This is a genomic window from Flavobacterium muglaense, assembly GCF_014305155.1.
Lineage (GTDB): Bacteria > Bacteroidota > Bacteroidia > Flavobacteriales > Flavobacteriaceae > Flavobacterium > Flavobacterium muglaense.
Window position 1 is genome coordinate 1 of sequence record NZ_JACRUK010000007.1, and the last position, 26200, is coordinate 26200.

Genomic DNA, 26200 nt, shown 5'->3' on the forward strand with positions numbered 1-26200 from the left:
CCAATTGCTGTCTGTGCAATTCTTTTATGACCAACAGATATTTGTATTCCTTCTTGTCAAAACAACATAGTGACAACTGATTGTCTTCCAGTATTTTATCAATGCTTTTGATGTTTCTTTTTAAATAATTGAGCTGTTGTTTGATGCCGTTTTGTATTTGTTTAAAACTATTCTTCTTGCTTTTGGATAAATTCAACCATTTTTTTCTTGCCTCTCTGCGGTAAGTTCTTGGTTTGGGCAGCCTTAGTGACAAACATAGTCTATCAATCAACTTTTCTGATTTTTCACGACTATCGTTTAATAAACTCAAATCGGTAGGAAATTTGATATGGGCATCTGCAATGGTTGCATCCATCTGCAACTTTCCTTTGTTTGTCGGTTCGTGACTGGAGTCATTGTGCGAAAAATTATCTTCGTCGGTATTTTTTCGTTCCTCTTTGGTCTTGTCTTTTTCGTTTAAATTCAACGCTTGGGCTATTATTACTTGGTTCATTTTGTCAAAATCTCCATTGCATAAACGCTTTCTGATATGTACAAAGAGACTCGGATCAAATACTGCTTCTGAACTGAAATGGTCAAAACCAAGAAAAAACTGCATATATGGATTTTCCTTGATTGCATCTATGGTGCCTCTATCATCTTTAGCCTCTATATGCTTGATTATCAAAGCACCGATTATGATTCGGGCATCAATACCTTTGGCACCCATTGTTGAACTGAAATTCTGACTATAAACCTCTGCAAGTCTGTCCCAATCAAGGAGTTTTGCCATTTTTACCCATCTATTATTAGGGTCTAATTTGCTCTGGAATTCGGTTTTAAAATCAAAAATTTCCAACTGGTTTTGTGCCGTATAATTGAACATAACTGCAAGCTTTTTTCTTTAAAAATAAAGAATTCTTTGCATTTAAACAAGAAAAAGTAGCTCTAAATACCTCTGTTTTATTGGATTTGCAATTTTTCAGCAAGCCCTAATTAATCCCTTGCGCTTTCGCAAAAGCAACTAAGTCCGTAACTGTACTATCTACTTCGACTTTCTTTGAAGGCAACAACTGATACAAATCGGCGGTAGGTAATTCAAAACCAAATTTCTTCGGGTTCTTCATAATTTCCTTCAATGCAAGGATCCTAAACACATAGCGCGACGTTTCCTCGGTGAGCAATAAATCATAGTAATTACTTTCGCTTTGAATATCCATCTGCTTATTCACACCACCCATTCCCCCGTTATAAGAAGCAGCCGCAAGTGTCCAAGAACCAAACTTGCCTTTGGCACTTAAAAAATAACTACAAGCTCCTTCGGTGGCCTTTATTAAATCATATCGTTCATCTACTCCATCGGTCACTTCCATGCCGCGTTCCTTTGCCGTTTCGGGCATAAATTGCCAAACACCACGAGCACCAGCTGGTGAAACCACATTCACCAAGCCGCTTTCAATCACAGCAAGGTACTTAAAATCATCTGGAATCCCGTTTCTTTTCAAGATGGGTTCTATAATAGGAAAAACACGATTGGCCCGTTTTATAGCTAGAATAGTAGACGAATGCAAATTAATATTTACTATTAACTCTCGATCCAATCTTTCTTTCACATCTGCTATTTGCAAAGGTACTTCCTCGTTCGCAAAGTTCGCAACAACCGGAAAATAACTCACCGATTCCGTTGTTTCTACTTTATCTTTTATTTCATCTGTAGTCGCAAAAATAAAAAAACCACTCACAACTACTAAACCAACTACAATCCCAATTTTACTATATCCTTTCATCTTCCCTTTTTCCTTAACTTCTTTGAGCGTGCAAAATTAACCTTTAAAATCAAAGGAATCCATAATTATAGCAGGCAAATTTTTATTAAGCCATTTGTATTTATTCAAAATCATAACATGAGTACCGCCCTGCACCACCGTGCAACCTTTAATATATTTGATTGGAAAAACGTCATCGGCATCGCCATGAATATGAATTACCTTTTCATCAGCTATGGTTCTATCCCATAGTATAACTTTCTCAACAGCCCATTGTAAATAACCAATATCGCGTACCGATAAGAACTTCTCATACAATTTTAGCCTTTGATTGATTTTTTCACCAAAAGAAAACTTAGCGAGATTCTCTAAATTCAAAATCAAATTCATCGGAATCAACTTGTAAGCCTTAGTTGTTTTGGCCACCTTCATTCGTCTAGGAAGTTCCAAATTGCTTTTGACACTAGATATAATTATAACTTTTCTAGGCTCTAAAAAACGAGCCATCTCCTGTACTAAAATACCCCCAAATGAAACACCTACTAAAACAGGACTTTCGTGCGTAACTTTGGTTGCCATGCGCTTAGCATAATTAGCCAAAGATTCGTTTTCCAACGGAAGCTCCCACTCTAGTAAAACCATTTCGAAATCTTCCTCAGGCAAGGCGATACGCTCAAAGATAAGAGGACTTGCCGCTAAACCGGGCATAAAATACACAGGGATCTTACTCATAATTATGAATCATTATTTCACAGCATTCAACATTAGCACTGAATTGGGTATAAAATTAATTTTTTTATTCTACTTAAAATAGTTCCTGTAGTTTAATTAGTAATAAATTATGAGCCTCAACTAGTACTAAAACAACTAAGCAGTTCCCTTTAAAAATGATTTGATATTGAAAATCAAATCGATACCTTTGTAAGGAGCAGCATTGACAATTATAAAAAACCATATCAATTAGCAGTCAAAACTGTTTTTTAGATGTTTTTTAATATAAAAATGCCCTCCCAAAAAACACCACACCAAGACATCATGGAAATCAAAGACAACACTTTTGCCAGACAATTTGAAACCACTACCAAAGAAGGTTTAGTTTCAGTAGAATATTCCTTTCAAGAAAGAAAAATTTTCTTAACTAAGATAAATACACCCGAAGAATATGAAAACGAAGCATTTATTTCCCTCTTTTTAAGCGAAATCATGGCGATCGCGATAGAGCAAAAACTAAAAGTCGTACCAATACTACCCAAAATAGTGGTTTTCTTTAAAAAAAACCCAGAATACAAAGAATTACTTCCGCCCGGAATTAGACTTTAATCATCATTCAAAAAGCCCCCAACAAGCAATTGCAAGTTGAGGGCTTTTTTATATTGATGAAATAGCGGTCTTATTTTTCTATCTCTCTCATGCTTTCCATTTTCTTGTTAGCCAAGAAACCAGTAATATCTTCAAAATGCTCTACGACACGTTTGTTTCCAAATTCAAAAACCTTAGTAGCTAAACCATCTAGGAAATCTCTATCATGAGAAACCAAGATCAAAGTCCCTTCAAAATCACGAAGTGCTTCTTTAATAATATCTTTCGTTTTCATATCCAAGTGATTGGAAGGCTCATCCAGAATCAATAAATTTACTGGCTCTAGCAATAATTTAATCATTGCTAAACGTGTTTTCTCTCCACCTGAAAGCACTTTCACTTTTTTGGTCACATCATCTCCGTGAAACATAAAAGCCCCTAAAATATCTTTAATTTTTGTACGAACATCACCAACAGCAATATCATCAATCGTTTCAAAAATAGTAGCATTTTCATTTAAAAGCGCCGCTTGATTTTGTGCAAAATAACCAATTTGAGAATTGTGACCAATCTCCAAACTTCCGCTATCAATTCCTATCTCCTTCATGATGGCTTTAATCATCGTCGACTTCCCCTCACCATTCTTCCCTACAAACGCAACCTTTTGACCTCTTTCGATCACAATATTAGCATCCTTGAAAACCACATGATCCCCGTATGATTTACATAAATCCTTTACAATCACCGGATATTGCCCTGAACGAACCGCTGCAGGAAACTTTAATTTCAAGGCTGATGTATCTACTTCATCAACTTGAACAATAACTAATTTCTCCAACATCTTAACACGAGATTGCACGGCATCTGTTTTAGAAAAAGTTCCTTTAAAACGATCAATAAAAGTTCTATTATCAGCAATCATACGTTGTTGTTCATCGTATGCTTTTTGTTGGTGCATGCGACGGTCTTTTCTCAGTTCTAAGTAATGAGAATATTTGGCTTTATAATCATAAATACGCCCCATTGTTACTTCAATAGTACGGTTTGTGATATTATCTACAAATGCTCTATCGTGCGAAATTACCACAACAGCTTTCGCCGAATTAATCAAGAAATCCTCTAACCACTGAATACTTTCAATATCCATATGATTGGTAGGCTCATCTAGCAAAATTAAATCTGGCTTTTGCAAAAGAATTTTGGCCAGCTCAATTCGCATTCTCCAACCTCCAGAAAACTCTGAAGTTTGTCGTGTAAAATCTTCTCTTTCGAAACCTAAACCAGTTAAGATTTTTTCAACCTCCGCTTCATAATTCACCTCTTCGATCGCATAAAATTTCTCGCTCAAGTCCGAAACTCTTTCGATTAATTTCATGTAAGCATCACTTTCATAATCAGTACGAATGGTTAACTGCTCATTGATTTCGTCAATCTCCGCTTTCATACCAAAAATTTCACCAAACGCTTTTGAAGTTTCCTCCATAACAGTAGCACCGTCAGTAGTCAATAAATGCTGTGGCAAATAAGCAACAACAGCCTCTTTTGGTGCCGAAATATTCCCAGTAGATGGTTTACTTTGACCTGCAATTATTTTAAGAAGCGTAGATTTACCCGCTCCATTTTTACCCATAAGGGCAATTTTATCATTCTCATTTATAGCAAAAGAAACATCGCTAAAAAGCGTAGTACCACCAAACTGTACTGAAATATCGTTAACTGTAATCATTGTAATATAGATTTCTAGATTCGGTTGCTCAAAAAAACTGAAAACCGAGTTATTTTTTAAAAGTGCAAAGATAGTTTAAATAACTAATTGGTTTATTATAAAATGAAAGCTTCTAGAAACAGAATTATTCCCTGCCGCTAGAAGCTTTATACCAATACAACTTAAGTTGTTATTCCTTATTTTCTTTGTTTATGGTATTCCAAATATGGGCATTTTTAACCCCAATATCTTCTGGATTAAACATCGGATCTTTTCCTTCTTTCTTTTGTCTTTCGTAATCTTTCAGTGCTAGAAGTGCTGGTTTTTGCAAAAGCAAAATAGCAATAATATTGAACCAAGCCATTAATCCTACACCCAAATCACCAATATCCCAAGCCAGTTTTGCTTGATTGATAGACCCATACATGATCACTAACATCATTACAATTTTTAGAATATGATTGTAAATAGGTGAACTTAAGTTTCTGGTTAGATAAGAAATATTCGTTTCGGCAATATAATAGTAAGCCAATATAGTTGTAAAGGCAAAGAAAAATAACGCTACAGCTACAAAGTACGAACCAAAACCAGGAAAAACACTATCCATGGCGCTTTGCGTAAAACCAGGACCTACAGATACATTTGAAGCTCCATTATATAAAAATTCTGATGCATTTCCAGTTCCGAAAGCTGGATTTTGCACATTGTACTTCCCGGTAATTAACAACATAAACCCTGTTGCAGAACACACTAATAAAGTATCAATATAAACCGAAAATGATTGTACTAATCCTTGCTTGGTAGGATGCGTCACATTTGCGGCAGCAGCAATATGAGGCGCAGTTCCTTGACCCGCTTCATTTGAATAAATTCCTCTTTTAACTCCCCATTGAATAGCTAAACCAAAAACAGCTCCAAAACCAGCCTCCATATTAAAAGCACTTTTAAAAACTAATGAAATCACCCCTGGAAGCTGATCAAAGTCGATTGCAATGATTACTAAAACGATCAAGATATACCCGATAGCCATGATAGGCACCACAAACTCGGTGAACTTTGCAATTCTTTTTACCCCACCAAAAACGATAGCACCAAAAATAACAGCCACCAATATTCCCGAAACCCAAGTATCTAATTGAAAAGCATTTTGTATCCCATCAGCAACTGAGTTTGCTTGCACTCCAGGCAATAACAATCCTGCTGAAATAACCGAAACTACGGCAAATAGAATTCCGAACCATTTGACCCCTAAACCTCTTTCTATATAAAAAGCAGGACCTCCACGGAACTGCCCTAGGTGTTTCTCTTTGTAAATTTGTGCTAATGTTGCCTCGACAAATGCGGTACTTGCCCCAAAAAAGGCCACCATCCACATCCAGAACAAAGCTCCTGGACCACCAAATGCAATTGCAGTAGCTACTCCGGCAATATTACCTGTACCTACTCTACCTGCTAAAGACATTGACAAAGCTTGAAAAGAAGACACTCCCGATTCAGAACTTTTACCATCAAATAATAAACGAAACATTTCTTTAATATGTCGCACTTGTAAAAAACGAGTTCGAATCGAAAAATAAAGTCCCGTACCCAAACACAAAACAATTAAAGCATTACTCCACACAATATCATTTAACAAGCCAATAATCTCTTCCATATATTTATTTTAAATTAATAATTATCAAAAAATCAGCAAAAACAGTTCTTTACTTCATTTTTTTATAAAATTATAACATATCAAAACAAAAAGCTAACTAAAAGCCATAAAAAACAACCAAACACCTTTTAAAACCTAAAAAATCAACAGTATACAAAATACCTCTAATTTACAGATAGACCATTATTTTAACAGCTTTTCCAACATAAAAAAAAGGCCTTATCTATTCAGACAAGGCCCATTCTTATATATTTATCTATTTTCTAACAGATTATTCTTTTCGCCATTTCTTAGTGACTTCAAAAACATGCTCCAGTATAGCCGCTTCTGTTTCATCAAATTCTACATTGCGCCTACTCATTACTAAACGAGCCGTTTCAAACGCTTTTTTAGTAATATAAGTCGTAAAACCTGAAGCACCACCCCAAGAAAAACTTGGAACAAAATTGCGAGGAAAACCGCTACCAAAAATATTAGCACTTACACCAATAACAGTTCCTGTATTAAACATGGTGTTGATACCGCATTTACTATGATCTCCCATAATCAAACCGCAAAACTGCAAACCTGTTTTAGCAAAACCTTCGGTTTCATAACTCCACAACTTTACCTCTTCATAATTATTTTTCAGATTCGAATTATTACTATCTGCTCCAATATTGCACCATTCTCCTAAAACCGAATTACCTAAAAACCCATCATGGCCTTTGTTTGAATTACTAAACAGAACCGAATTATTGATTTCTCCTCCTACTTTTGAGTTGGGCCCTACAGTTGTAGCTCCATAAATTTTAGCAGCCATCTTAACGGCAGCACCTTCACACAAAGCAAAAGGCCCACGAATTACGGAACCTTCCATGATTTCGGCATTTTTACCTATATAAATAGGCCCAGTAGACGCGTTAAGAGTTACAAACTCTAACTTTGCACCTTCTTCAATAAACACATTCTCGGGTGCAATTACGTTTACACTTTTCGGAATTGGTTGTGATTTTCTATCTTCCGTTAAGAATTCGAAATCTTCACGAATTGAGGCATCATTCTTAGAGAAAATATCCCAAGTATTCATCACCGTCAAACAATCCCCTTCATATTCCAGCACTTCATACGAATCAAAATCTACTTCTTCTTGATTTTCTAAGGTATAAAAAGCAATAACATCTTCCCCTTTAAAAATAGCCTGATTAGGTTCCATATTATAAATCATCTCAACCAAAACTGGATTCGGAATAAAAGACGCATTGATCATTACATTCTCCTCCAATTCTACCATAGGATATTTTTGAGACAAATATTCTTCGGTTAATGTAGTAGTGGTAGATCCCAAATGCATTTCCCATTTTTGACGAATGGTCATAATCCCGATCAGGATATCAGCAACAGGACGTGTAAAAGTTAATGGTAATAATGCATTACGAGCAGGCCCGTCAAAAAGTATGTAGTTCATTGTATAAAGTTTCAAAGTTACAAAGAGCCAAAGTTACAAAGTTTTTATTTGTTTCGTCAACAAGTTTACTCCTTATCCACTCCATTTAAAGCAATAAAAAAAGCCTTCCGATATGGAAGGCTTTACTATAATTGAAAACAGGTTAAAATTATTTAACGTGTTTAGCGTATTTAGTTTTGAACTTGTCAATACGTCCTGCAGTATCGATAAGTTTGTTTTTACCTGTGTAAAAAGGGTGAGAAGTTCTAGAGATCTCTAATTTTACAACTGGGTATTCAACACCATCAACTGTAATTGTCTCTTTTGTATCTGCTGTAGATTTAGTGATAAAAACTTCTTCATTCGACATGTCTTTAAACGCAACTAATCTGTAATTCTCTGGGTGTACACCTTTTTTCATCTTGTAATTCTTTTTTATTTGTTTGGCTATAATTCCTTTTGAAGCTTTCTGTTTAACGAGAAAGGTATAAATTCATTATAACTTTTTGTTTTAATCTGTTATTTTGAGTGTGCAAATTTACAATTATTTTTCAATAAACAATTCATTGCTCACTTTTTTTTATCAAATAGTAAAAAATGTTTTATACCTTCGATTATATTGGGAATTACTATATTTGTACATTAATTTAAAACCAACAAAAATGATAAATGAAATTATTAAGAAAAATGGATTAAGTTTTGGTCTAATAACTGGACTAGCTTCAATAGTATTTACAACTGCGTTGTACGTTATTGACTTAAAATTATTTGTATCTGGATGGGTTGCTTTTGCTAGTTTGGCTATTAGGTTAGTAATAGGTATTGTTTTGCTAAGTAAGACCAAAAAAGAACTAAATGGAATCTTTTCATACAAAGAAGCCTTTACAACTTATTTCATCTCTGCCGTAATTGGAGTTTTTATTTCTGTATTTTTCAATATTATTTTGTTCAATTATGTTGATCCAGCTGCCAAAGACACGATTCGTGACTTATCTGCAAAGTTTTTAATTGAAACATTAAGCAAGTTCAACACACCGGCTTCAGCAATAAACGAAGCGGTTAGTAAATTAAAAGAAACAGATCAATTTTCACCACTAGAACTACTTAAGGGATCTATTTTTAGTGTTTTAGGTTACGCCATATTAGGATTAATATTAGCTGCATTTTTTAAAGGCTCAGCTTCATCAAGAGAATAACAAAATAAATGAATTTATCAATACTAATACCACTTCTTAATGAAGAGGAGTCACTTCAAGAATTATATACTTGGATTATAAAAGTGATGCAAGCTAATAATTACAGTTACGAAGTTATCTTTCTTGACGATGGAAGTACGGACAAATCTTGGTCAATAATTGAACAATTTGCTCAAGAAAATCCACATATTAAAGGAGTACGTTTCATGAGAAACTTTGGTAAATCACAGGCCTTACACGCTGGATTTGCAAAGGCTCAAGGTGATGTTATTATCACTATGGATGCTGATTTACAAGATAGCCCAGAAGAAATTCCGGGCTTATATAATATGGTAACCAATGAAAATTATGATTTGGTTTCTGGATGGAAGAAAAAGCGTTACGACTCTGTGGTGGCTAAAAATATTCCGTCAAAATTATTTAACTGGGCCGCTCGAAAAACATCGGGGGTTGCATTGAATGATTTTAATTGTGGCTTGAAGGCTTATAAAAATATAGTTGTAAAAAACGTAGAAGTTTCGGGCGAAATGCACCGTTACATTCCGGTTCTTGCTAAGAATGCTGGTTTTGGAAAAATAGGCGAAAAAGTAGTACAACACCAAGCTAGAAAATACGGCGAAACTAAATTTGGTATGGAGCGTTTTGTCAATGGCTTTCTAGATTTAATTACGATTTGGTTTTTATCTCGTTTTGGCAAAAGACCGATGCACTTGTTTGGCGCCATGGGTTCTTTGATGTTCATGATTGGGTTTGTACTTGCTGGCTATATTGGTTTTTCAAAATTGTACCATATGTACAACAACATGAGGTATAACCTAGTGACTGATAATCCTTGGTTTTTTATTGCGTTGACTACAATGGTTTTAGGAACTCAGTTGTTTTTGGCTGGTTTTCTAGGCGAAATTGTTTTGCGAACGAAGAACAATGAAGAGCGTTATAAAATTGCGAACGAAGTTAATTTAAAATAAGCCCTAGCCCTGATAGCAGTGGAAATCCTTTATGTTTTTTCTTTAAAAACATAAAGATTGCAACGGATAGCAGGAAATAGCTCCTAATAATAAAGGGAGTACTTTAAAACTTAAACTAAAAACATATAAAATGGATATCAAACAAAACATTTTGGATGCTGTAAATGAATGGTTAACACCTACATTTGATAACGCTACACAGGAAGCTATTAAGGCAATGATTGCTTCATCGCCAAAGGAACTTGAGGAAAGTTTTTATAAAAATCTTGAATTTGGAACCGGTGGAATGCGCGGTGTCATGGGCGTGGGAAACAATCGCATCAATAAATACACCCTTGGAAAAAGCACGCAAGGCCTTTCTAATTATTTAAAGACAGCGTTTCCTAACCAACCTTTGAAAGCGGTAATTGCTTATGACTGTCGTCAAAACAGTGATACGCTTGCTAAAACGGTGGCAGATGTATTTTCGGCCAATGGTATTGAAGTATTTTTGTTTTCGGAATTAAGACCTACTCCAGAATTATCATTTGCGGTTAAACATTTGGGTTGCCAATGTGGAATTGTACTTACAGCCTCACATAATCCGCCGGAATACAACGGATACAAAGTGTACTGGCAAGACGGTGGGCAAATTGTTCCGCCGGAAGACACTGGAATCATCAATGTTATTGAAGGGTTAAATTACAGCGAAATTAAGTTTGATGCCAATGAAGATTTAATTCACTATATTGATACAGACGTAGACAAGGCATTTATAAAATCGTCTATTGAAAACGCGAGTTTCAACACACCAACAGCGGCAAAAGAAGCCTTAAATATTGTATTTACTTCTTTGCACGGAACTTCGATCACACTTGTTCCTGATACGCTAGCACAAGCTGGATACACCCATGTGAATATTGTAGAAGAGCAACGCGTACCAAACGGGAATTTCCCCACTGTAAAATCGCCAAATCCTGAGGAGCCAGAAGCACTAGCAATGGCGCTAGCACTGGCAGACAAAACAAATTCGGACATCGTGATAGGTACAGATCCAGATTGTGACCGTCTAGGAGTTGCCGTTAGAAATAACGAAGGGCAAATGACGTTGCTAAACGGAAACCAAACAATGATTTTGATGACTGCTTTCCTATTAGAACAATGGAAAAAAGCGGGTAAAATAAATGGAAAACAATTTGTAGGATCTACGATTGTATCTACACCAATGATGATGGAGCTAGCTACAAATTACGAGGTAGAGTGCAAAGTGGGCTTGACTGGTTTTAAATGGATTGCCAAAATGATCAAAGACTTCCCAGAACTTGATTTTATAGGCGGTGGCGAAGAGAGCTTTGGCTTCATGGTGGGTGATGCTGTTCGTGATAAAGATGCTGTTGCAGCTACTTTATTGATATGCGAAGTTGCCGCTCAAGCAAAAGCCAATGGAAGCACTGTTTACAAAGAATTACTTAAACTTTATGTAGACCACGGTTTTTATAAAGAATATTTAGTATCGTTGACTAAAAAAGGAATGGAAGGAATTCAAGAAATCAACCAAATGATGATTGATTTACGTGAAAATCCATTGAAAGAAATCAACGGACAAAGAGTAATTATGGTAGAAGATTATCAATCATCAAAAGCCAAAAACTTACTTGACAATACCGAAACTACAATGGCGATCCCAAAATCGAATGTATTGATTTACTATACAGAAGACGGGTCAAAAATATGTGCAAGACCCAGTGGAACAGAACCCAAAATTAAATTCTACATCAGTGTAAACACTACGCTAGACGCTGTAGAAGATTTTGATGCTGCAGAAGCAGAATTAGATCAAAAAATAAAAAACATCATTGCTTCAATGCAATTGACATAATAATCACCAATTAAGTTTATAGTCCCAACATCTTCGACCCAGGAAGGTGTTGGGCTTTACTAATAAATACCCTCATGAATAATTTTAAAAGAATATTCTCATTCATAATTCCTTATAAAAAATATGCGTATCTCAACATATTTTTCAATGTTTTATACGCGCTGTTCAGCACACTTTCTTTCATGTCATTGATCCCAATGATGCAAGTATTGTTTGACCAAACTAAAAGAAATTCAATTGAACCAAAATATACGGGAATCTGGGAATTTAAAACATTTGCCGAGGATTATTTAAGCTATTACATCACAACGACGACAGACACTTATGGCGTAGGACACACTTTATCCATCATGGTCGCTGTCATTATTTCAATATTTTTACTAAAAAACCTAAGCGATTATTTAGCATTGTTTTTCATCACATTTCTAAGAAACGGTATCTTAAGAGACATGCGAAATGCTATGTATAAGAAAACAATTGACTTGCCTTTGGCCTTTTTCTCAGAAAAAAGAAAAGGAGACGTAATTGCTAGAATATCTGCCGATGTAAATGAAGTTCAAACTTCGTTTTTATCTATTTTAGAACTTGCTGTAAAAGAACCGTTAACTATTGTATTTACCATAATTGCAATGCTTACCATCAGTGTAAAACTGACTTTATTTGTATTTATTTTCATCCCCGTTTCTGGTTATGTAATTTCCCTTATTGGTAAACAATTAAAAAAACAATCTACTAAAGCGCAAGAAGAACAAGGTATCTTTTTATCTACTATCGAAGAAACTCTTGGCGGCTTAAAGGTGGTAAAAGGATACAATTCCGAAGCTTATTTCAATCGCATATTTACCGAATCAACAGAACGTTTTTTTAAACTATCCAACAACATAGGCAACCGACAAAATCTAGCTTCACCGATGAGTGAATTCATGGGTATTATGATAATTGCTATTTTATTGTGGTACGGAGGAAGTATGGTTTTACTTGAAAAAACTTTAAATGGTGCTGCTTTTATTGCTTACATGGGATTAGCTTACAACATCTTGACACCAGCAAAATCCATTTCGAAAGCATCTTATAGTGTAAAAAGAGGAAATGCTGCAGCAGAACGAGTACTTGAGATTCTAGACCAACAAAACCCAATTGTATCTAAAGAAAATGCAATCCAAAAAGAAACATTTGATTCTAGTATTGCCATTAACAACATCAACTTTAAATACGAAGATGAAATTGTATTAAAAGATTTTTCGTTGCAAATAAAAAAGGGACAAACAGTTGCCCTTGTAGGACAGTCAGGAAGCGGTAAAAGTACTATTGCTAATTTACTAACTCGTTTTTATGATGTACACGATGGAACTATTGCTATTGACAACACTAACATCAAGGACATGAATCTTCAATCCTTACGTGGTTTAATGGGACTCGTTACGCAAGATAGCATCTTATTCAATGACACGATCAAAGCGAATATAGCATTAGGAAAACAAGACGCGACAGATGACGAGATCATCGAAGCGCTTAAAATTGCCAATGCGTATGAGTTTGTCAAAGATTTACCAAAAGGCATATACACAAACATTGGAGACAGTGGAAACAAGCTTTCTGGTGGACAAAAACAACGTTTATCTATTGCGAGAGCGGTATTAAAAAACCCTCCAATTATGATTTTGGATGAAGCAACATCAGCATTAGATACCGAAAGTGAAAAGTTTGTACAAGTAGCATTAGAAAATATGATGCAAAACCGTACATCGATTGTTATTGCACACCGACTTTCGACCATTCAAAAAGCCGATTTAATTGTAGTAATGCAAAAAGGAAAAATTGTAGAGCAAGGAAAACACGAAGCCCTAATTGCCTTGAATGGCATGTATAATAAATTAGTAAGCATGCAGTCATTTGAATAAATAAACTGCATGCTTACAAACAAATAAGTAAATACGCTAGATAAAAATGTACCACACCAACTCAAATATCACTCTTACCGAAGATCTAGATACTGTTGTTTGGAAGTATTTAGACCTATCTAAGTTTTTAGACTTGTTGATGTCTAGAAAACTATTCATGTCGAGATCTGATAAATTTGAAGATCAATACGAAGGCACTTTTAGCGAGCCTACTTTTGAAGAAATAAAAAGACTATCCAAGGATAATCCTGATTTCTTGAAATTCTACAAAACGCATCGTGAAAAAGTAGCGATTAGCAGCTGGCATATTAATGAATACGAATCATTTGCCATGTGGCAAATTTTTACGCAAAACAGCGAAGGACTTGCAATACAATCAACCATTGGAAGACTACAGCAAGCACTTGCTCCTGAAAATAATTACAAACAGTATATAGGCGAGGTAAATTACATTGATTACAAAAAAGAGTACATTCCGTTTGACGATATGTTTTTCCCTTTTCTGTTTAAACGAAAAAGTTTTCAGTATGAGCGTGAAGTACGTATCATTACTGATGTTGCAGATAGTACAATAACCCTCAACGATGGATTAAAGATAAACATAGACATCAACCAATTGATCGAAAAAATCTACATCCACCCGAAGTCTGAAAACTGGTATAAAAACTTAGTGATTCAACTTGTAAAGCAACTCGATTTTAACTTTACCATAGAAAAGTCAGATCTTGAAAGCGATATTTTAATATAATCGCGCTTATTATATAATTGCTATAGAACGGATGCAATTAATCCTCAATCCTTAATCTAAAACAATTGAATTTGTTACGCTATTGCAAATTCCTAAATAGGTTGGTAGGTAGCTACTTTCCACTCACCATTAGCTAGGTTAACATAATTATAGTGCACCACATCATTTTTGTCAAATCGCCCGTTTTTATTGGTATCTTCAACAGTTCTAAAATACAAACGGCTTTTAGACTCAATTAAATTCCAATCGATCAATTCTTGATAATCGGCTGAAATTTTGGTAAACCCTTTTCCGCTAATATCACTTAAATACAACGATTTAATATCACTCGTATCCAATTTTCCATCACGGTTTGTATCCACATCATACATGGTATAGACCATAATTTGTTTTTTGGTTCTGTCAGAAACTGCTTGTAAATAAGTAGCAGTCAAAATCAAAGCAGGTTTATCAGTCAAAGTATGAATCGAATCTGAATCGGTTTTTTGAAATTTCAAATTTTGTAAATAACCTGTGATCTCATTATCTCCATAATTTGAAATTGTAAAACTTAAGTCTATTACACTAGACGAACCATACCTCGAAGACCTAGAACCTCTCTCATATACTCTTAAATCACCCACAGGATGAATCAAATAATCCGTCCCCTCCATTTGTATTGGCAAATCAGCAAGTGACACCTGCGTAGAATCAACTATAGTAGTTTGTTTCCCTTTAGCAGTAGAATCATAAATCACTTTTGGCTTTTCCACCTCCTCTTTACAACTTGTTACAAGTAAAAACGAAATTCCTAGTATTGCTATATGTATTTTTCTCATGATCATGTACTATTAAAATAAAACCAAATGTAATGAATTTTAAAAAAGCTTCTTTTAAATACAACTAAATTATATGACAAAATTGTGTGAAACCTTCATTTCTAAAATTCATTTTTTTTACAATTTAGCACTTAATTTTATATTAAATACCCTTGTAGTCATGTAATTTGGAATTGCATATTCATTTTTAGAATACACATCACGAACCCAAGTATTTGTAATTGCATTTTGATTGTTAAATAAATTAAATATTTCCAAACCTACTGACAGTTCTTTAAAATACCCTAACCAGTTGTTGTATTTTTTAGTCGTATTGGAATCAATAAAAACTTTAGAAAAACCAACATCAACACGGCGGTAGTCTTTCAAACGGTTTTGATATAAGTAAGGATCAGCATAGGATGGAGAACCTCCTGGCAAGCCCGTATTATAAACCAAGTTCAAGTACAACTTAACAGATGGAATATTAGGCATATAATCCTGAAAAAGCATTCCAAATTTAAGCCTTTGATCTGTAGGTCGCGCGATATACCCTTTATCCTGACTGTTTTCTTCGGTTTTTAAATATCCAAAACTCAACCAAGATTCTGTTCCTGCAACAAATTCCCCGTTCAATCTCAAATCTAATCCTTGGGCATAGGCTTTCGCCAAATTAGTCGCCGCGTATCTAATTCTCACATTTTCGATTGTATATGTATTCACATTCGATAAGGACTTATAATACATTTCTGAAACCAACTTAAACGGACGATCCCACATTTTAAAACTATAATCATTCCCGACAACAAAATGAATCGATTTTTGCGCCTGTACATTGGGATGTACCAAACCGTCAGCATCACGAAGTTCCCTATAAAAAGGCGGCTGCTGATACAAACCACCCGAAACTCTAAAAACCATATCCTTTTCCCAAGCCGGTTTTAATGCTAATTGCGCCCTTGGACTAACTGTAAATTGCGAGTTTCCTTTTTCTGTTGCACCATCTACTACCCAACTTTGCATACGAGCACCTGCGTTCATCCATAACTCTGCCTGACCTAGGTAGGTTTTTCGACTCCATTGCCCATAGGCCGAAAAACGATTGATGGTATTAAAATTAGTTGCACGTACATTTTGATAAGGTGTAAGTGGGCCTGAATAGGTTGTATACGGTTCGTCTTTATTGAGTACATTTAAAATAGGCGGATTAATTGCAAATCCCGCCGAATCGATTACTTCCCATTCCACGACCCTATCACGTATGGATTCACGAGTGTATTTCACACCCCATTCCAACTGACTTTTCTTCCAATCGTAAAACCCCTTAATTTCTGTATTAACAATGAGAGCATCGAGATCATTCCTAGCATGATTGAGCTGTGAGCCAATTCCTTCTGAATAAGAAACTGTTCCAAAGGAATCCGAACCCACCGTAGGATCAACTGCATCCAAGCGATACTGAGCAAAAATATCAAAATACTCTTGTTCTAAAGTATGAAAGATCGAACCTATAAACTTAAAAGTCAACTTCTCACTTGCTTTATAAGTCGTTTTGAAGGCTCCAAAATAGGTGTCATAACGATCCTTTTCCTGACCTTCATAATATACATTTAAAACCATGGGGTTGTCACCTGTCCCAAAACGGGTTTGACGTGTCAAAGGTTGATAATCATATTTATTTTGAGAAATATTCCCTAAAAAACTCCAATGCCATTTGGCAGAAGCCTGATAATTAATATTAGTTTGAACATCCGCAAACTGTGGTTTATAGTTTGTTTGAGTATCTTGACTATTTACCAACAAACTATTATTGCGATACCGAACACCCGTAATGGCAGACCATTTTTTATTTGTAGAAACTGCATCCACAGCCAGGCTTCCGCCAAGAAAACTAGCTTCAAATGCCGCAGCAAACTGCGTAGGTTTGCGGTAGGTAATATCTAAAACCGATGAAAGTTTATCGCCAAACTTAGCCTGAAAACCACCTGCTGAAAATTCTACATTTTGAACCAAATCAGTATTTGTAAAACTCAAGCCTTCTTGCTGCCCTGAACGAATCAGGAATGGGCGGTAAATTTCGATTTCGTTGACATACACTAAGTTTTCATCATAATTCCCACCTCGCACGGCATATTGTGTACTCAATTCATTATTAGAATTAACGCCTGGAAGTGATTTTAACACGGATTCAATACCAGCATTTGCACCCGGTATTTTTCGAATCATTTCTGGATCGATTACCGTAATTCCTTGCACTTGTTTTTTATTGTTTGTAGTAACAATAATTTCCCCCATTTGTTCTTGTTGGTCATTCATAACCAAGTTAAACTCTTGGCTTTCGTTCTCTTTCAGATTTACAAAAAGAGTTGCTTTCTTTAAGGAAATATGAGTAAAAACAATCGTTTCCTTTTGATTCGCTGGAATTTTTATTTGATAAAAACCCGTTGCGTTAGACTGCGTTCGCACTCCACTACAAGAAATATTTACGTTACCAACAGCTTTATTATTAGCATCAAGAATAACTCCTCTCACACTTGCAAATTGAGCAAAAGAAGTATTTGATATCCAAAATAGTATAAAAACAAAAAATATTTTTTTGACGCTCAAGATGTGTAGGTATTATTTTTGACTTCTAAAAAAATGAGTTTCAAAGGTAGTTGAATTTCCAACATTATCAGCCACCACAACTTTTAAATCATTAGCCCCTTCATTGACTTGATTATCCTTAAAAGTATAGGTGATTTTTCTTGTTTTATTATCGTATTCAAATAATACCCAAGCCCCATTTAAATACCCATTATAGCTTTTTATACCCGAACCATAATCTGCAATAGCTAGTTGAATTGTTTTTTGACTACTAATCCATTTCCCTTCAATCGAACTCACAATAGCAACTGAAGGAGCCGTAGTGTCCGTTTTTAATAAATACTTCCCTAATGATCTTGTCTTGGTCGAATATAGATTACCCTTTACAGCAGTTGTATTATAACCAGACCTTCCTCTAGAATCAATATCAGCAATATAAACCTTACTCTTGTCAGCATCCGCATATTGATCACTTTCAATAGAAACTGTAAAACTAGAAAATACAGGAACACTATCATCCTGAAGGTATAGAACGCCATCTTTCACATTAAAATTCATTTCAAAATCCTCAAAGAAAGTCCCAGCAGGAAAAAACACAGTCATATTATCTTTCGCAAAAATATTATCCTTGTTTACTTTTACAAAATAATTAGAAACAACAGTTTCCTTATCTACAATAGCGGCTGCTCCATCATAACTAATAGGAACAGATACGATGCTTTTATTCCCAAAAAAATCAGACACTTCAATGCGACAAACCGATGTCAAATTTGGCGCTACCGTAATCACACCATGTGATTGATCTGTTTTTATGATGCTTAAATCATAAGGATTAACCATGAATAGTTTTTGAACTCGTTGCGATGTTTTTTTATACTTTGGATAATCTATCAAAGCATTGATATAGCGCATTTCATCAAAAGAATAGGTGTCAAACTGATATCCAAAATTAGGTTTCCCGTTGAGATAGGATTGCACGCAATACACCCCATTTTTATTAAAAGAGACATTATCATAATCATCTGCAGTAATCCCAAAGCCAATTTTACCACTAGCCACCACTTTATTTGCTAAGTAGCTACCGTCTTTTTGCAAAGACAAATTAAGCAACAAAGGTCTTTTGGATTGATTCGCCACAGATTTACCATCCAGAGGATAAACATATAAAGCTGAAATCAACGGTTTCTTAGTATCCTTAATACCCGAATCAAAGCCAAACAATAAAGGATTTATTATTTTCTCGGTTTTGCTGTCGCGAAATTCAAAATGCAAATGAGGACCTTCAGAAGAACCTGTATTTCCAGATAGTGCAATAGTTTGCCCTTTCTTTACTTGAAGCACATTGGGTTTTAAAAACAATTCAATTTCAAAAGCTTGATCCTTATAGTGCGCTTGATCCACGTAAGCACCTACTTCACCCACCGCTTGCTGCAAATGACAGTAAACAGAGGTATATCCATTAGGATGCGTAATGTAAATAGCTTTTCCGTTTCCAAAAGTTGAAATTTTAATACGAGAAACATAACCTTCTGCCACAGCATGTACCTCTAAGCCTTCGCGCTGTAACGTCTTAAAATCAAAGCCCGCGTGAAAATGGTTGGGTCTCAATTCGCCAAAATTTCCAGACAACTGCATTGGAACATCCAAAGGCTGACCAAAATAGTCTTTTGGATACTCATTTTGCCCCAAAACAACCCCCGAAACTAGTAGAAAACAATATAAAAATCTCATGATATACATTTTTGCTAAGATAAAAAAAGTAATTGCAACTGCTTTATAAAAAAACACAAATCGCAATCAATTGTAGTACAACATATTCATTATTTTAAAATAAAAAAACAAATAAACTATTGTAATAATAAAAACTAATACTAAATTTGTAATATTAAGTAATGAATAGGATATATAATGAGTGTAATTGCAGAAATAATTGATACTCTTGAAAAAAAACTCGATAGACTGATTACAAAAATAAAAAGTGTAGAGAAAGAAAATCAAGAATTACAGGTCGATTTAACAAAAGCTGCACATATTATCCAAACTCAGTCCGCTGAGATTGAAGCGTTAAAATCGCAATATGAAACACTTAAAATTGCCAACTCATTACTGGGCAGTGACGATAATAAGAGAGATACAAAGCTTAAAATAAATTCATTAATTCGCGAAATTGATTATTGCATAGCACAGCTAGCAGACTAAAAATAAGATATGGACGAAAAGCTGAAAATAAAAATATCAATTGCAGACCGAGTGTATCCGTTAACGGTAGACTTGTCTCAAGAAGAAGGATTGAGAAGTGCTTCGAAAAAAATTGATATCATGATGAAGCAATTTGAAGAAAATTATGCCGTACGCGATAAGCAAGATGTTTTGGCCATGTGCGCCTTACAGTTTGCTTCTCAAGTAGAACAAAAACAAATTGATAATGCAATCAATGGTGACGAGACCATTGAAAGAATTAAAAAAATCAATGCGCTTTTAGACCAATATCTCGATAATTAAACGTTCTTTACAACAACTAAGATACTGCCTACATTAGTTCACATTTGGTAAACTCAACACTAACAATTTAGAATGAGCAAATCATCGTTACTATAGCAAGCCAATTCAGTTTGGAAGCTTGAACAACGAGTTAGCTCAAAACTTGTCTTTTCGAGTTTATGCAATCAGCCTAATGTAGGCTTTTTTATATATAAATTTTAAACAAACATGGACATAATAACGATCGTCATTTCAGGAATTATAGGTATTGCATTAGGTTTTGGTATAGCCAAAATAATAGAGAAAAGCAATATTTCAAATCTAATAAAAAACGCTAAAAAAGAAGCTTCGTCTATCTTAAAAGACGCTAATCTAGAAGCCGAAAACATAAAAAAAGATAAAATTCTACAAGCCAAAGAGAAGTTTATCGAATTAAAATCGGAACACGAACAAGTAATTTTGTCTCGTGATAAAAAAGTAGCCGAAGTAGAAAAAAGAATTCGCGACAAAGAATCTCAAATCTCTAACGAACTATCGAAAGCTAAAAAAGTAAATGATGAATTTGAGGCTAAATCAAATGAATTTGCGGCTAAGATTGATGTTTTAGATAAAAGACAATCTGAAGTTGATAAACTACACAAAAGTCAATTACAACAATTAGAAGTAATCTCTGGCTTATCTGCCGAAGATGCTAAAAATCAATTGATCGAAGGACTAAAGGCAGAAGCAAAAACAAACGCAATGTCTCATATTCAAGACACGATTGAAGAGGCTAAATTAACCGCACAACAAGAAGCGAAAAAAATAATCATCAACACGATACAAAGAGTTGGTACAGAAGAAGCAGTAGAAAACTGTGTATCTGTTTTCAACATTGAATCAGATGACGTAAAAGGAAGAATCATTGGTCGTGAAGGTAGAAACATTCGTGCACTAGAAGCTGCAACTGGAGTAGAAATCATTGTTGACGATACACCAGAAGCAATTATCCTTTCTTGTTTTGACCCAGTACGTAGAGAGATTGCTCGTTTAGCCTTACACAAATTAGTAACGGATGGACGTATTCACCCAGCACGTATTGAAGAGGTCGTTGCTAAAACTACCAAACAAATTGACGATGAAATTATCGAAGTAGGTAAACGTACCGTTATTGATTTAGGAATTCACGGTTTACACCCAGAATTAATCAAAGTAGTAGGACGTATGAAATACCGCTCATCTTATGGTCAAAATTTATTACAACACTCTCGCGAAGTATCTAAACTTTGTGGAATCATGGCTGCCGAACTAGGATTGAACGTAAAACTAGCTAAAAGAGCCGGTTTACTTCACGATATAGGTAAAGTACCAGATGCCGAAAGTGACTTACCTCACGCATTATTAGGAATGCAATGGGCAGAGAAGTATGGTGAAAAAGAAGAAGTTTGTAATGCCATTGGAGCGCATCACGACGAAATTGAAATGAAATCTTTATTATCTCCTATCATCCAAGTATGTGATGCAATATCAGGCGCAAGACCAGGTGCAAGACGTCAAGTATTAGACTCTTATATCCAACGTTTAAAAGATCTTGAAGCAGTAGCTTACGGCTTTAACGGAGTGAAAAATGCATACGCGATCCAAGCAGGTAGAGAACTACGTGTTATTGTAGAAAGCGAAAAAGTTTCTGATGATAATGCAGCAAATTTATCTTTTGAAATTTCTCAAAAAATACAAACAGAAATGACTTATCCAGGTCAAGTAAAAGTAACTGTAATTAGAGAAACAAGAGCGGTAAACATCGCTAAGTAATCCTTTTAAACAGAAACCAGGAACACTAAGAAAACAGAGATCAAACAAAAAAATCGCACCTTATACGTGCGATTTTTTTATTTGATCTATTTCATTCACCTTACAAACAACTACTTTCTAGGATGAAAATTATTAATTACTTCGGTTAGGAATGATCGATCGAGATGCAGATAAATTTCTGTTGTTGTAATTGACTCATGCCCCAACATTAATTGAATCGAACGTAAATCGGCACCATTTTCTAATAAGTGTGTGGCAAATGAATGTCGAAAAGTATGCGGACTTATTTTTTTGGTTAGTTCGATTTTCACCGCCAGATCTTTAATAATAGTAAAAATCATCGCGCGCGTCAATTGACTCCCTCTCCTATTAAGGAACAAGATATCATTGTGTCCTTTTTTCACATTCACATGTACTCTAACGGTGTCTTTATAAATTTCGATATACTTACGACACAAATCACCAACAGGCACAAAACGCTGCTTATTTCCCTTGCCGGTAACCTTGATAAAACCTTCTTCAAAAAATAAATCGGAAATCTTTAACGACACCAGTTCAGACACCCGAAGTCCACAACCATATAACGTTTCCAGCATGGCACGATTGCGTTCCCCTTCATTAGTGGCTAGATCAATCGCACCAATTAGAGCATCTATTTCTGTAATTGCTAAGGTATCTGGTAACTTTCTTCCAGTTTTTGGAGATTCTATCAATTCCAGCGGATTGTCATTGCGGTAGTCTTCAAAAATTAAATAACCAAAAAAACTCTTTAAGCCCGAAATAATTCTCGCCTGTGATCGCGCATTGACTTGAGTCGCAATAGCATAAATAAACTGTTGAAGCGTTTCCTCGTTTATTTTTATAGGAGAAACTTCGATACCATTCGTTACCAAATACAAACACAAACGCTCAATATCAAAAGAGTAATTCTCAATTGTATTTTTAGACAGACCGCGTTCTATTTTCAAGTACGACTGATAACTCTTTATATAGGAATCCCAATTCATACTACAAAGTAACGGTATTTAAACTCCAAAAAAAACCTCCCAAAGTGGGAGGTTTCATTAATTATTGTGATTTAATTAGAATATATAACCTACTCCAAAACTTCCTGTAGCAAAAGGATTAGCAACATTTCCATTCAAATCAAAACCAAAACTTGAAGAGCTTTTACCTCCGTCAACTTTTGCAGTACTGTAGCTAAGTATATCTCTTAGTGCAAAATTCAACACAATCTTTTTAGTTACAAAGTAGTTAATTCCAAGACCTAAACCTGCTCCTAATCCAGTAGCCTTAACATCCGCTGGACTTAAACCTTCCTTAGTACTACCGTAATTAACTCCCGCTTCAGCATAAGTTTTAAATCTTTGACCTAAGTCTAAGAAATAGTAACGACCAAACACACCTGCACCGAAAGATGAACTTTTACTCAATGTAGTTCCATTAAATTCAGATTTACTACTTCCAACACTAACCTGAACACCAACTGCAAGATTCTCAGCTACAAAGTAACTAATTTTTGGAGAAAATGAAACCGAATTCATTTTAACTTCAGTATTCTTGTTATTAGTAGAATTAAAACCTAAATTACCTTCTACAAAGATATCACTATCTGAAAAGCTAAAACTTTTATCCGATTTACTCCCATCTTGAGCATTAGCAAATCCAAAAGCAAATACAGCCGCAACTGTTAAAATAATCTTTTTCATTTTTTTTATTTTTTATTTAAAATCTGGCGCAAACTTAGTAAAAAACTTATAAAAATAAATTTAATTTTCCTGAAAAATAAATAAAAAAAGCAGAAATTACCTTATAATTTTAGACGCTAAGGATCTAAACAGCAATTCATTAATAAGGAAAAATCTCACTGTATTTAGTGACATTAAATAATTTTAGCTAATGTGTAAATTAACAAATAAAAACTTACTTTTATAGCAATTCATATCGATTAAAAACCTACTTTTCTCATACTATAAACACACAATAGTTCTCTTAAACACCTTAAAATATTAAAACAAAACATTACAATTACACAATATTATTCGAACTAAAAAGTTTTATATTGCAGCAACAAAAAACAATTAAAATTAACAGTATGAAAAAATCAATTTTAATCACAGCAGCATTAATTGCTATTTCATTTAGTACTCAAGCACAATCGGTTAGACTTGGAATTAAAGGTGGGATCAATTATGCTAATCAAACTGGAACAGATATAACTATAACATCTGGAAACTACAAAACAGCTGAAGCTATCACTAGCTACCATGCTGGACTTGTTGCAGAAGTAAAACTAACTGATAAATTTGCAATTCAACCAGAGCTTTTATACTCTACACAAGGTGCCACTTACAAAAACGCAGTTGAAGAATTTAAAAATGAATTGGGATATGTTTCTATTCCGCTTTTGGCAAAAATATACCTAACTAATAGCATCAGTCTAGAATTGGGACCGCAAGCATCGTTTTTATTGAGTGAGAAAAACAAATTTGACTACAAACAGTCCGAAACATTTGAGTTTTCAGCTGTTGGTGGATTAGGTCTAAACATCACTAAAAACTTATTTGTACAAGCACGATACGGACTAGGATTAACAGAAGCATCCAAAGATGCAAAAACAACCAACTCTGTTGTGCAAGTTTCGGCCGGAATTATGTTTTAAGAAAATATCCAAACTAATTTACCCAAAACCGTTCTATTATTGAACGGTTTTTTTATTTTTACAAAAATATCTTTTATGAAAATCAGCATTATCAACGGACCTAACCTTAACTTATTAGGAAAACGCGAACCAGAAGTGTACGGAAGTTTAACATTTGAAGATTATTTTGCTGATTTACAAAAGAAATTTCCAACCATAGCATTCACCTACTATCAAAGCAATGTAGAAGGAGAACTAATCAATAAAATTCAAGAATTTGGCTTCACCTATGACGGGATCATATTAAACGCTGGAGCCTACACTCATACTTCAATAGGAATAGGAGATGCTATAAAAGCCATCACAACACCAGTTGTAGAGGTACATATTTCCAATACTTTTTCACGCGAAAGTTTTAGACATCAATCCTATATTTCAGGAAACGCCAAAGGAGTAATACTTGGCTTTGGTCTAAAAAGCTACGAACTTGCAGTACAGTCTTTTTTATAAAAAAACACTAATCTTGATAACCTGGCTCAACATGAATCAAAACATGACCCAGTTCAGGAATTTCAGTTTGTAAACTATCTTTTAACTTATGTGCTAAGTCGTGCCCTTCTTTCACTGAGATGGTTGCATCTACTATAGCGTGCAGATCTACGTGGTATTTCATTCCTGCTTTTCGAATAAAACATTTTTCAGTATCGATAATTCCTTCGACATGAGCCGAAACTTTTCTAATTTCCACCACCAAATCATCGTAAACATGTTCGTCCATGATTTCACCCAGTGCAGGTCTAAAAATAAGGTAACTATTGTATAAAATAAAAACTGACGCAAAAAGTGCTGCCCAATCATCGGCTGCTTCATAGCCTTTACCTAAAAACAAGGCTATCGAAATCCCAACAAAAGCAGCAACCGAAGTAATTGCATCAGATCGATGGTGCCAAGCATCTGCCTTTAAAGAAGAACTATTGGTTTCGACACTTCTTTTCATGACGAGACGAAACGAATATTCTTTCCAAATAATAATCGCTCCCAGCACAAATAAAGTCCAAGGTTTAGGCAAATCATGTGGTGTTTGAATATTTCTAATACTCTCATAGGCAATTACAGTTGCCGAAGTAATCAAGAATCCAACTACAAGAAAAGTAAAAAGCGGTTCGGCTCGACCATGACCGTACGGATGGTTTTTATCTGCAGGTTTATTCGAATATTTGATTCCGAACAACACTAAGAACGAAGCAAAAATATCCGTTGTTGATTCAATCGCATCAGCAATCAAAGCATACGAATTTCCAAAAAATCCAGCCAGTCCCTTAACAACCGCTAAACAAGTATTTCCAATGATACTAAAATAAGTAGCTTTTATTGCTTTCTCTTCGTGTGACATTTGATGTAGAT

Annotated in this window: 24 protein-coding genes; 11 read left to right on the forward strand and 13 right to left on the reverse strand. The window is 34.9% G+C overall.

The features are described from left to right. The 3 genes from H8R24_RS04785 to H8R24_RS04795 form a co-directional block, all read right to left on the reverse strand. Positions 1-865 (reverse strand): transposase (locus H8R24_RS04785; RefSeq protein WP_187038199.1); only part of this gene is annotated, 865 nt, incomplete at its 3' end. Between the two features lie 106 nt (positions 866-971). Then, positions 972-1766 (reverse strand): lytic transglycosylase domain-containing protein, encoded by a 795-nt coding sequence (locus H8R24_RS04790; RefSeq protein ID WP_187017520.1) that lies wholly within the window; start codon positions 1764-1766, stop codon positions 972-974. A gap of 36 nt (positions 1767-1802) precedes the next feature. Then, a complete protein-coding gene (locus H8R24_RS04795; RefSeq protein ID WP_187017519.1) occupies positions 1803-2477 on the reverse strand; it encodes a lipase family protein in 675 nt (224 codons plus the stop codon). 303 nt (positions 2478-2780) lie between these two features. Here H8R24_RS04795 and H8R24_RS04800 point away from each other — a divergent pair, with 303 nt between their 5' ends. Continuing rightward, a complete protein-coding gene (locus H8R24_RS04800; protein ID WP_187017524.1) occupies positions 2781-3065 on the forward strand; it encodes a GNAT family N-acetyltransferase in 285 nt (94 codons plus the stop codon). Between the two features lie 70 nt (positions 3066-3135). On the opposite strand, the gene H8R24_RS04805 is transcribed toward H8R24_RS04800, so the two are convergent. From H8R24_RS04805 to H8R24_RS04820, 4 genes are all read right to left on the reverse strand, one after another. Then, the gene (locus H8R24_RS04805; RefSeq protein WP_187017518.1) at positions 3136-4770 is read right to left on the reverse strand and encodes an ABC-F family ATP-binding cassette domain-containing protein; all 1635 of its coding nucleotides are present in this window, start codon (positions 4768-4770) and stop codon (positions 3136-3138) included. A gap of 169 nt (positions 4771-4939) precedes the next feature. Further along, positions 4940-6403, reverse strand: a complete 1464-nt coding sequence (locus tag H8R24_RS04810) for an alanine/glycine:cation symporter family protein (protein ID WP_187017517.1) — start codon at positions 6401-6403, stop codon at positions 4940-4942. A gap of 271 nt (positions 6404-6674) precedes the next feature. After that, positions 6675-7850: a GlmU family protein gene (locus H8R24_RS04815; protein ID WP_187017516.1), complete on the reverse strand. Its 1176-nt coding sequence runs from the start codon at positions 7848-7850 to the stop codon at positions 6675-6677. 148 nt (positions 7851-7998) lie between these two features. After that, complete coding sequence (locus H8R24_RS04820; protein WP_187017515.1) at positions 7999-8250, reverse strand: type B 50S ribosomal protein L31; 252 nt, start codon at positions 8248-8250, stop codon at positions 7999-8001. A gap of 241 nt (positions 8251-8491) precedes the next feature. On the opposite strand from H8R24_RS04820, the gene H8R24_RS04825 reads away from it, so the two are divergent. The 5 genes from H8R24_RS04825 to H8R24_RS04845 all read left to right on the forward strand — a co-directional run bounded on the left by H8R24_RS04825 (position 8492) and on the right by H8R24_RS04845 (position 14500). After that, a complete protein-coding gene (locus tag H8R24_RS04825; protein WP_187017514.1) occupies positions 8492-9025 on the forward strand; it encodes a DUF4199 domain-containing protein in 534 nt (177 codons plus the stop codon). Positions 9026-9033: 8 nt separating this feature from the next. Then, positions 9034-9993 (forward strand): glycosyltransferase family 2 protein, encoded by a 960-nt coding sequence (locus H8R24_RS04830; RefSeq protein WP_187017513.1) that lies wholly within the window; start codon positions 9034-9036, stop codon positions 9991-9993. A 130-nt stretch (positions 9994-10123) separates the two neighbouring features. Then, complete coding sequence (locus H8R24_RS04835) at positions 10124-11851, forward strand: phospho-sugar mutase (RefSeq protein ID WP_187017512.1); 1728 nt, start codon at positions 10124-10126, stop codon at positions 11849-11851. A gap of 74 nt (positions 11852-11925) precedes the next feature. Continuing rightward, complete coding sequence (locus H8R24_RS04840; protein WP_187017511.1) at positions 11926-13752, forward strand: ABC transporter ATP-binding protein; 1827 nt, start codon at positions 11926-11928, stop codon at positions 13750-13752. A gap of 46 nt (positions 13753-13798) precedes the next feature. Further along, positions 13799-14500, forward strand: coding sequence for a hypothetical protein (locus H8R24_RS04845; protein ID WP_187017510.1), 702 nt, complete (start codon positions 13799-13801; stop codon positions 14498-14500). 92 nt (positions 14501-14592) lie between these two features. Here H8R24_RS04845 and H8R24_RS04850 read toward each other — a convergent pair whose 3' ends face one another. The 3 genes from H8R24_RS04850 to H8R24_RS04860 all read right to left on the reverse strand — a co-directional run bounded on the left by H8R24_RS04850 (position 14593) and on the right by H8R24_RS04860 (position 19614). Then, positions 14593-15318 carry a CREC-EF hand family protein gene (locus tag H8R24_RS04850; RefSeq protein ID WP_187017509.1) on the reverse strand — a complete coding sequence of 242 codons (726 nt, stop codon included), beginning with the start codon at positions 15316-15318 and terminating at the stop codon, positions 14593-14595. A gap of 117 nt (positions 15319-15435) precedes the next feature. Next, entirely contained in the window at positions 15436-17904 is a 2469-nt protein-coding gene (locus tag H8R24_RS04855; RefSeq protein ID WP_222617364.1) for a TonB-dependent receptor, read from the reverse strand. Positions 17905-17916: 12 nt separating this feature from the next. Beyond that, a complete protein-coding gene (locus tag H8R24_RS04860; RefSeq protein WP_225876769.1) occupies positions 17917-19614 on the reverse strand; it encodes a M23 family metallopeptidase in 1698 nt (565 codons plus the stop codon). A gap of 177 nt (positions 19615-19791) precedes the next feature. On the opposite strand from H8R24_RS04860, the gene H8R24_RS04865 reads away from it, so the two are divergent. The 3 genes from H8R24_RS04865 to rny all read left to right on the forward strand — a co-directional run bounded on the left by H8R24_RS04865 (position 19792) and on the right by rny (position 22155). Beyond that, positions 19792-20082, forward strand: a complete 291-nt coding sequence (locus tag H8R24_RS04865) for a hypothetical protein (protein WP_187017507.1) — start codon at positions 19792-19794, stop codon at positions 20080-20082. A 9-nt stretch (positions 20083-20091) separates the two neighbouring features. Beyond that, positions 20092-20385 (forward strand): cell division protein ZapA, encoded by a 294-nt coding sequence (locus tag H8R24_RS04870; protein ID WP_187017506.1) that lies wholly within the window; start codon positions 20092-20094, stop codon positions 20383-20385. A 207-nt stretch (positions 20386-20592) separates the two neighbouring features. Further along, positions 20593-22155, forward strand: coding sequence for a ribonuclease Y (rny, locus tag H8R24_RS04880; protein ID WP_187017505.1), 1563 nt, complete (start codon positions 20593-20595; stop codon positions 22153-22155). Between the two features lie 110 nt (positions 22156-22265). Here the strand turns inward: rny and xerD are convergent, their stop codons facing one another. Both xerD and H8R24_RS04890 read right to left on the reverse strand, forming a co-directional pair. Then, positions 22266-23162, reverse strand: coding sequence for a site-specific tyrosine recombinase XerD (gene xerD / locus H8R24_RS04885; protein ID WP_187017504.1), 897 nt, complete (start codon positions 23160-23162; stop codon positions 22266-22268). Between the two features lie 75 nt (positions 23163-23237). Then, positions 23238-23864, reverse strand: a complete 627-nt coding sequence (locus tag H8R24_RS04890; RefSeq protein WP_187017503.1) for an OmpW family outer membrane protein — start codon at positions 23862-23864, stop codon at positions 23238-23240. 386 nt (positions 23865-24250) lie between these two features. Between H8R24_RS04890 and H8R24_RS04895 the strand changes: the two genes are divergently transcribed. Both H8R24_RS04895 and aroQ read left to right on the forward strand, forming a co-directional pair. Beyond that, positions 24251-24817 (forward strand): porin family protein, encoded by a 567-nt coding sequence (locus H8R24_RS04895; RefSeq protein WP_187017502.1) that lies wholly within the window; start codon positions 24251-24253, stop codon positions 24815-24817. A 75-nt stretch (positions 24818-24892) separates the two neighbouring features. Continuing rightward, entirely contained in the window at positions 24893-25306 is a 414-nt protein-coding gene (aroQ, locus tag H8R24_RS04900; RefSeq protein ID WP_187017501.1) for a type II 3-dehydroquinate dehydratase, read from the forward strand. Between the two features lie 7 nt (positions 25307-25313). Here aroQ and H8R24_RS04905 read toward each other — a convergent pair whose 3' ends face one another. Next, entirely contained in the window at positions 25314-26189 is an 876-nt protein-coding gene (locus tag H8R24_RS04905) for a cation diffusion facilitator family transporter (RefSeq protein ID WP_187017500.1), read from the reverse strand. Between the last annotated feature and the right edge of the window lie 11 nt (positions 26190-26200).

Coding starts and splice junctions, on each gene's coding strand:
- aroQ (WP_187017501.1), top strand. CDS start 24,893: ATGAAAATCAGCATTATCAACGGACCTAACCTTAACTTATTAGGAAAA.
- H8R24_RS04790 (WP_187017520.1), bottom strand. CDS start 1,766: ATGAAAGGATATAGTAAAATTGGGATTGTAGTTGGTTTAGTAGTTGTG.
- H8R24_RS04840 (WP_187017511.1), top strand. CDS start 11,926: ATGAATAATTTTAAAAGAATATTCTCATTCATAATTCCTTATAAAAAA.
- H8R24_RS04850 (WP_187017509.1), bottom strand. CDS start 15,318: ATGAGAAAAATACATATAGCAATACTAGGAATTTCGTTTTTACTTGTA.
- H8R24_RS04845 (WP_187017510.1), top strand. CDS start 13,799: ATGTACCACACCAACTCAAATATCACTCTTACCGAAGATCTAGATACT.
- H8R24_RS04870 (WP_187017506.1), top strand. CDS start 20,092: ATGGACGAAAAGCTGAAAATAAAAATATCAATTGCAGACCGAGTGTAT.
- H8R24_RS04810 (WP_187017517.1), bottom strand. CDS start 6,403: ATGGAAGAGATTATTGGCTTGTTAAATGATATTGTGTGGAGTAATGCT.
- H8R24_RS04815 (WP_187017516.1), bottom strand. CDS start 7,850: ATGAACTACATACTTTTTGACGGGCCTGCTCGTAATGCATTATTACCA.
- H8R24_RS04800 (WP_187017524.1), top strand. CDS start 2,781: ATGGAAATCAAAGACAACACTTTTGCCAGACAATTTGAAACCACTACC.
- H8R24_RS04905 (WP_187017500.1), bottom strand. CDS start 26,189: ATGTCACACGAAGAGAAAGCAATAAAAGCTACTTATTTTAGTATCATT.
- H8R24_RS04865 (WP_187017507.1), top strand. CDS start 19,792: ATGAGTGTAATTGCAGAAATAATTGATACTCTTGAAAAAAAACTCGAT.
- H8R24_RS04795 (WP_187017519.1), bottom strand. CDS start 2,477: ATGAGTAAGATCCCTGTGTATTTTATGCCCGGTTTAGCGGCAAGTCCT.
- H8R24_RS04805 (WP_187017518.1), bottom strand. CDS start 4,770: ATGATTACAGTTAACGATATTTCAGTACAGTTTGGTGGTACTACGCTT.
- H8R24_RS04820 (WP_187017515.1), bottom strand. CDS start 8,250: ATGAAAAAAGGTGTACACCCAGAGAATTACAGATTAGTTGCGTTTAAA.
- H8R24_RS04830 (WP_187017513.1), top strand. CDS start 9,034: ATGAATTTATCAATACTAATACCACTTCTTAATGAAGAGGAGTCACTT.
- H8R24_RS04835 (WP_187017512.1), top strand. CDS start 10,124: ATGGATATCAAACAAAACATTTTGGATGCTGTAAATGAATGGTTAACA.
- H8R24_RS04890 (WP_187017503.1), bottom strand. CDS start 23,864: ATGAAAAAGATTATTTTAACAGTTGCGGCTGTATTTGCTTTTGGATTT.
- rny (WP_187017505.1), top strand. CDS start 20,593: ATGGACATAATAACGATCGTCATTTCAGGAATTATAGGTATTGCATTA.
- H8R24_RS04825 (WP_187017514.1), top strand. CDS start 8,492: ATGATAAATGAAATTATTAAGAAAAATGGATTAAGTTTTGGTCTAATA.
- H8R24_RS04860 (WP_225876769.1), bottom strand. CDS start 19,614: ATGAGATTTTTATATTGTTTTCTACTAGTTTCGGGGGTTGTTTTGGGG.
- H8R24_RS04895 (WP_187017502.1), top strand. CDS start 24,251: ATGAAAAAATCAATTTTAATCACAGCAGCATTAATTGCTATTTCATTT.
- xerD (WP_187017504.1), bottom strand. CDS start 23,162: ATGAATTGGGATTCCTATATAAAGAGTTATCAGTCGTACTTGAAAATA.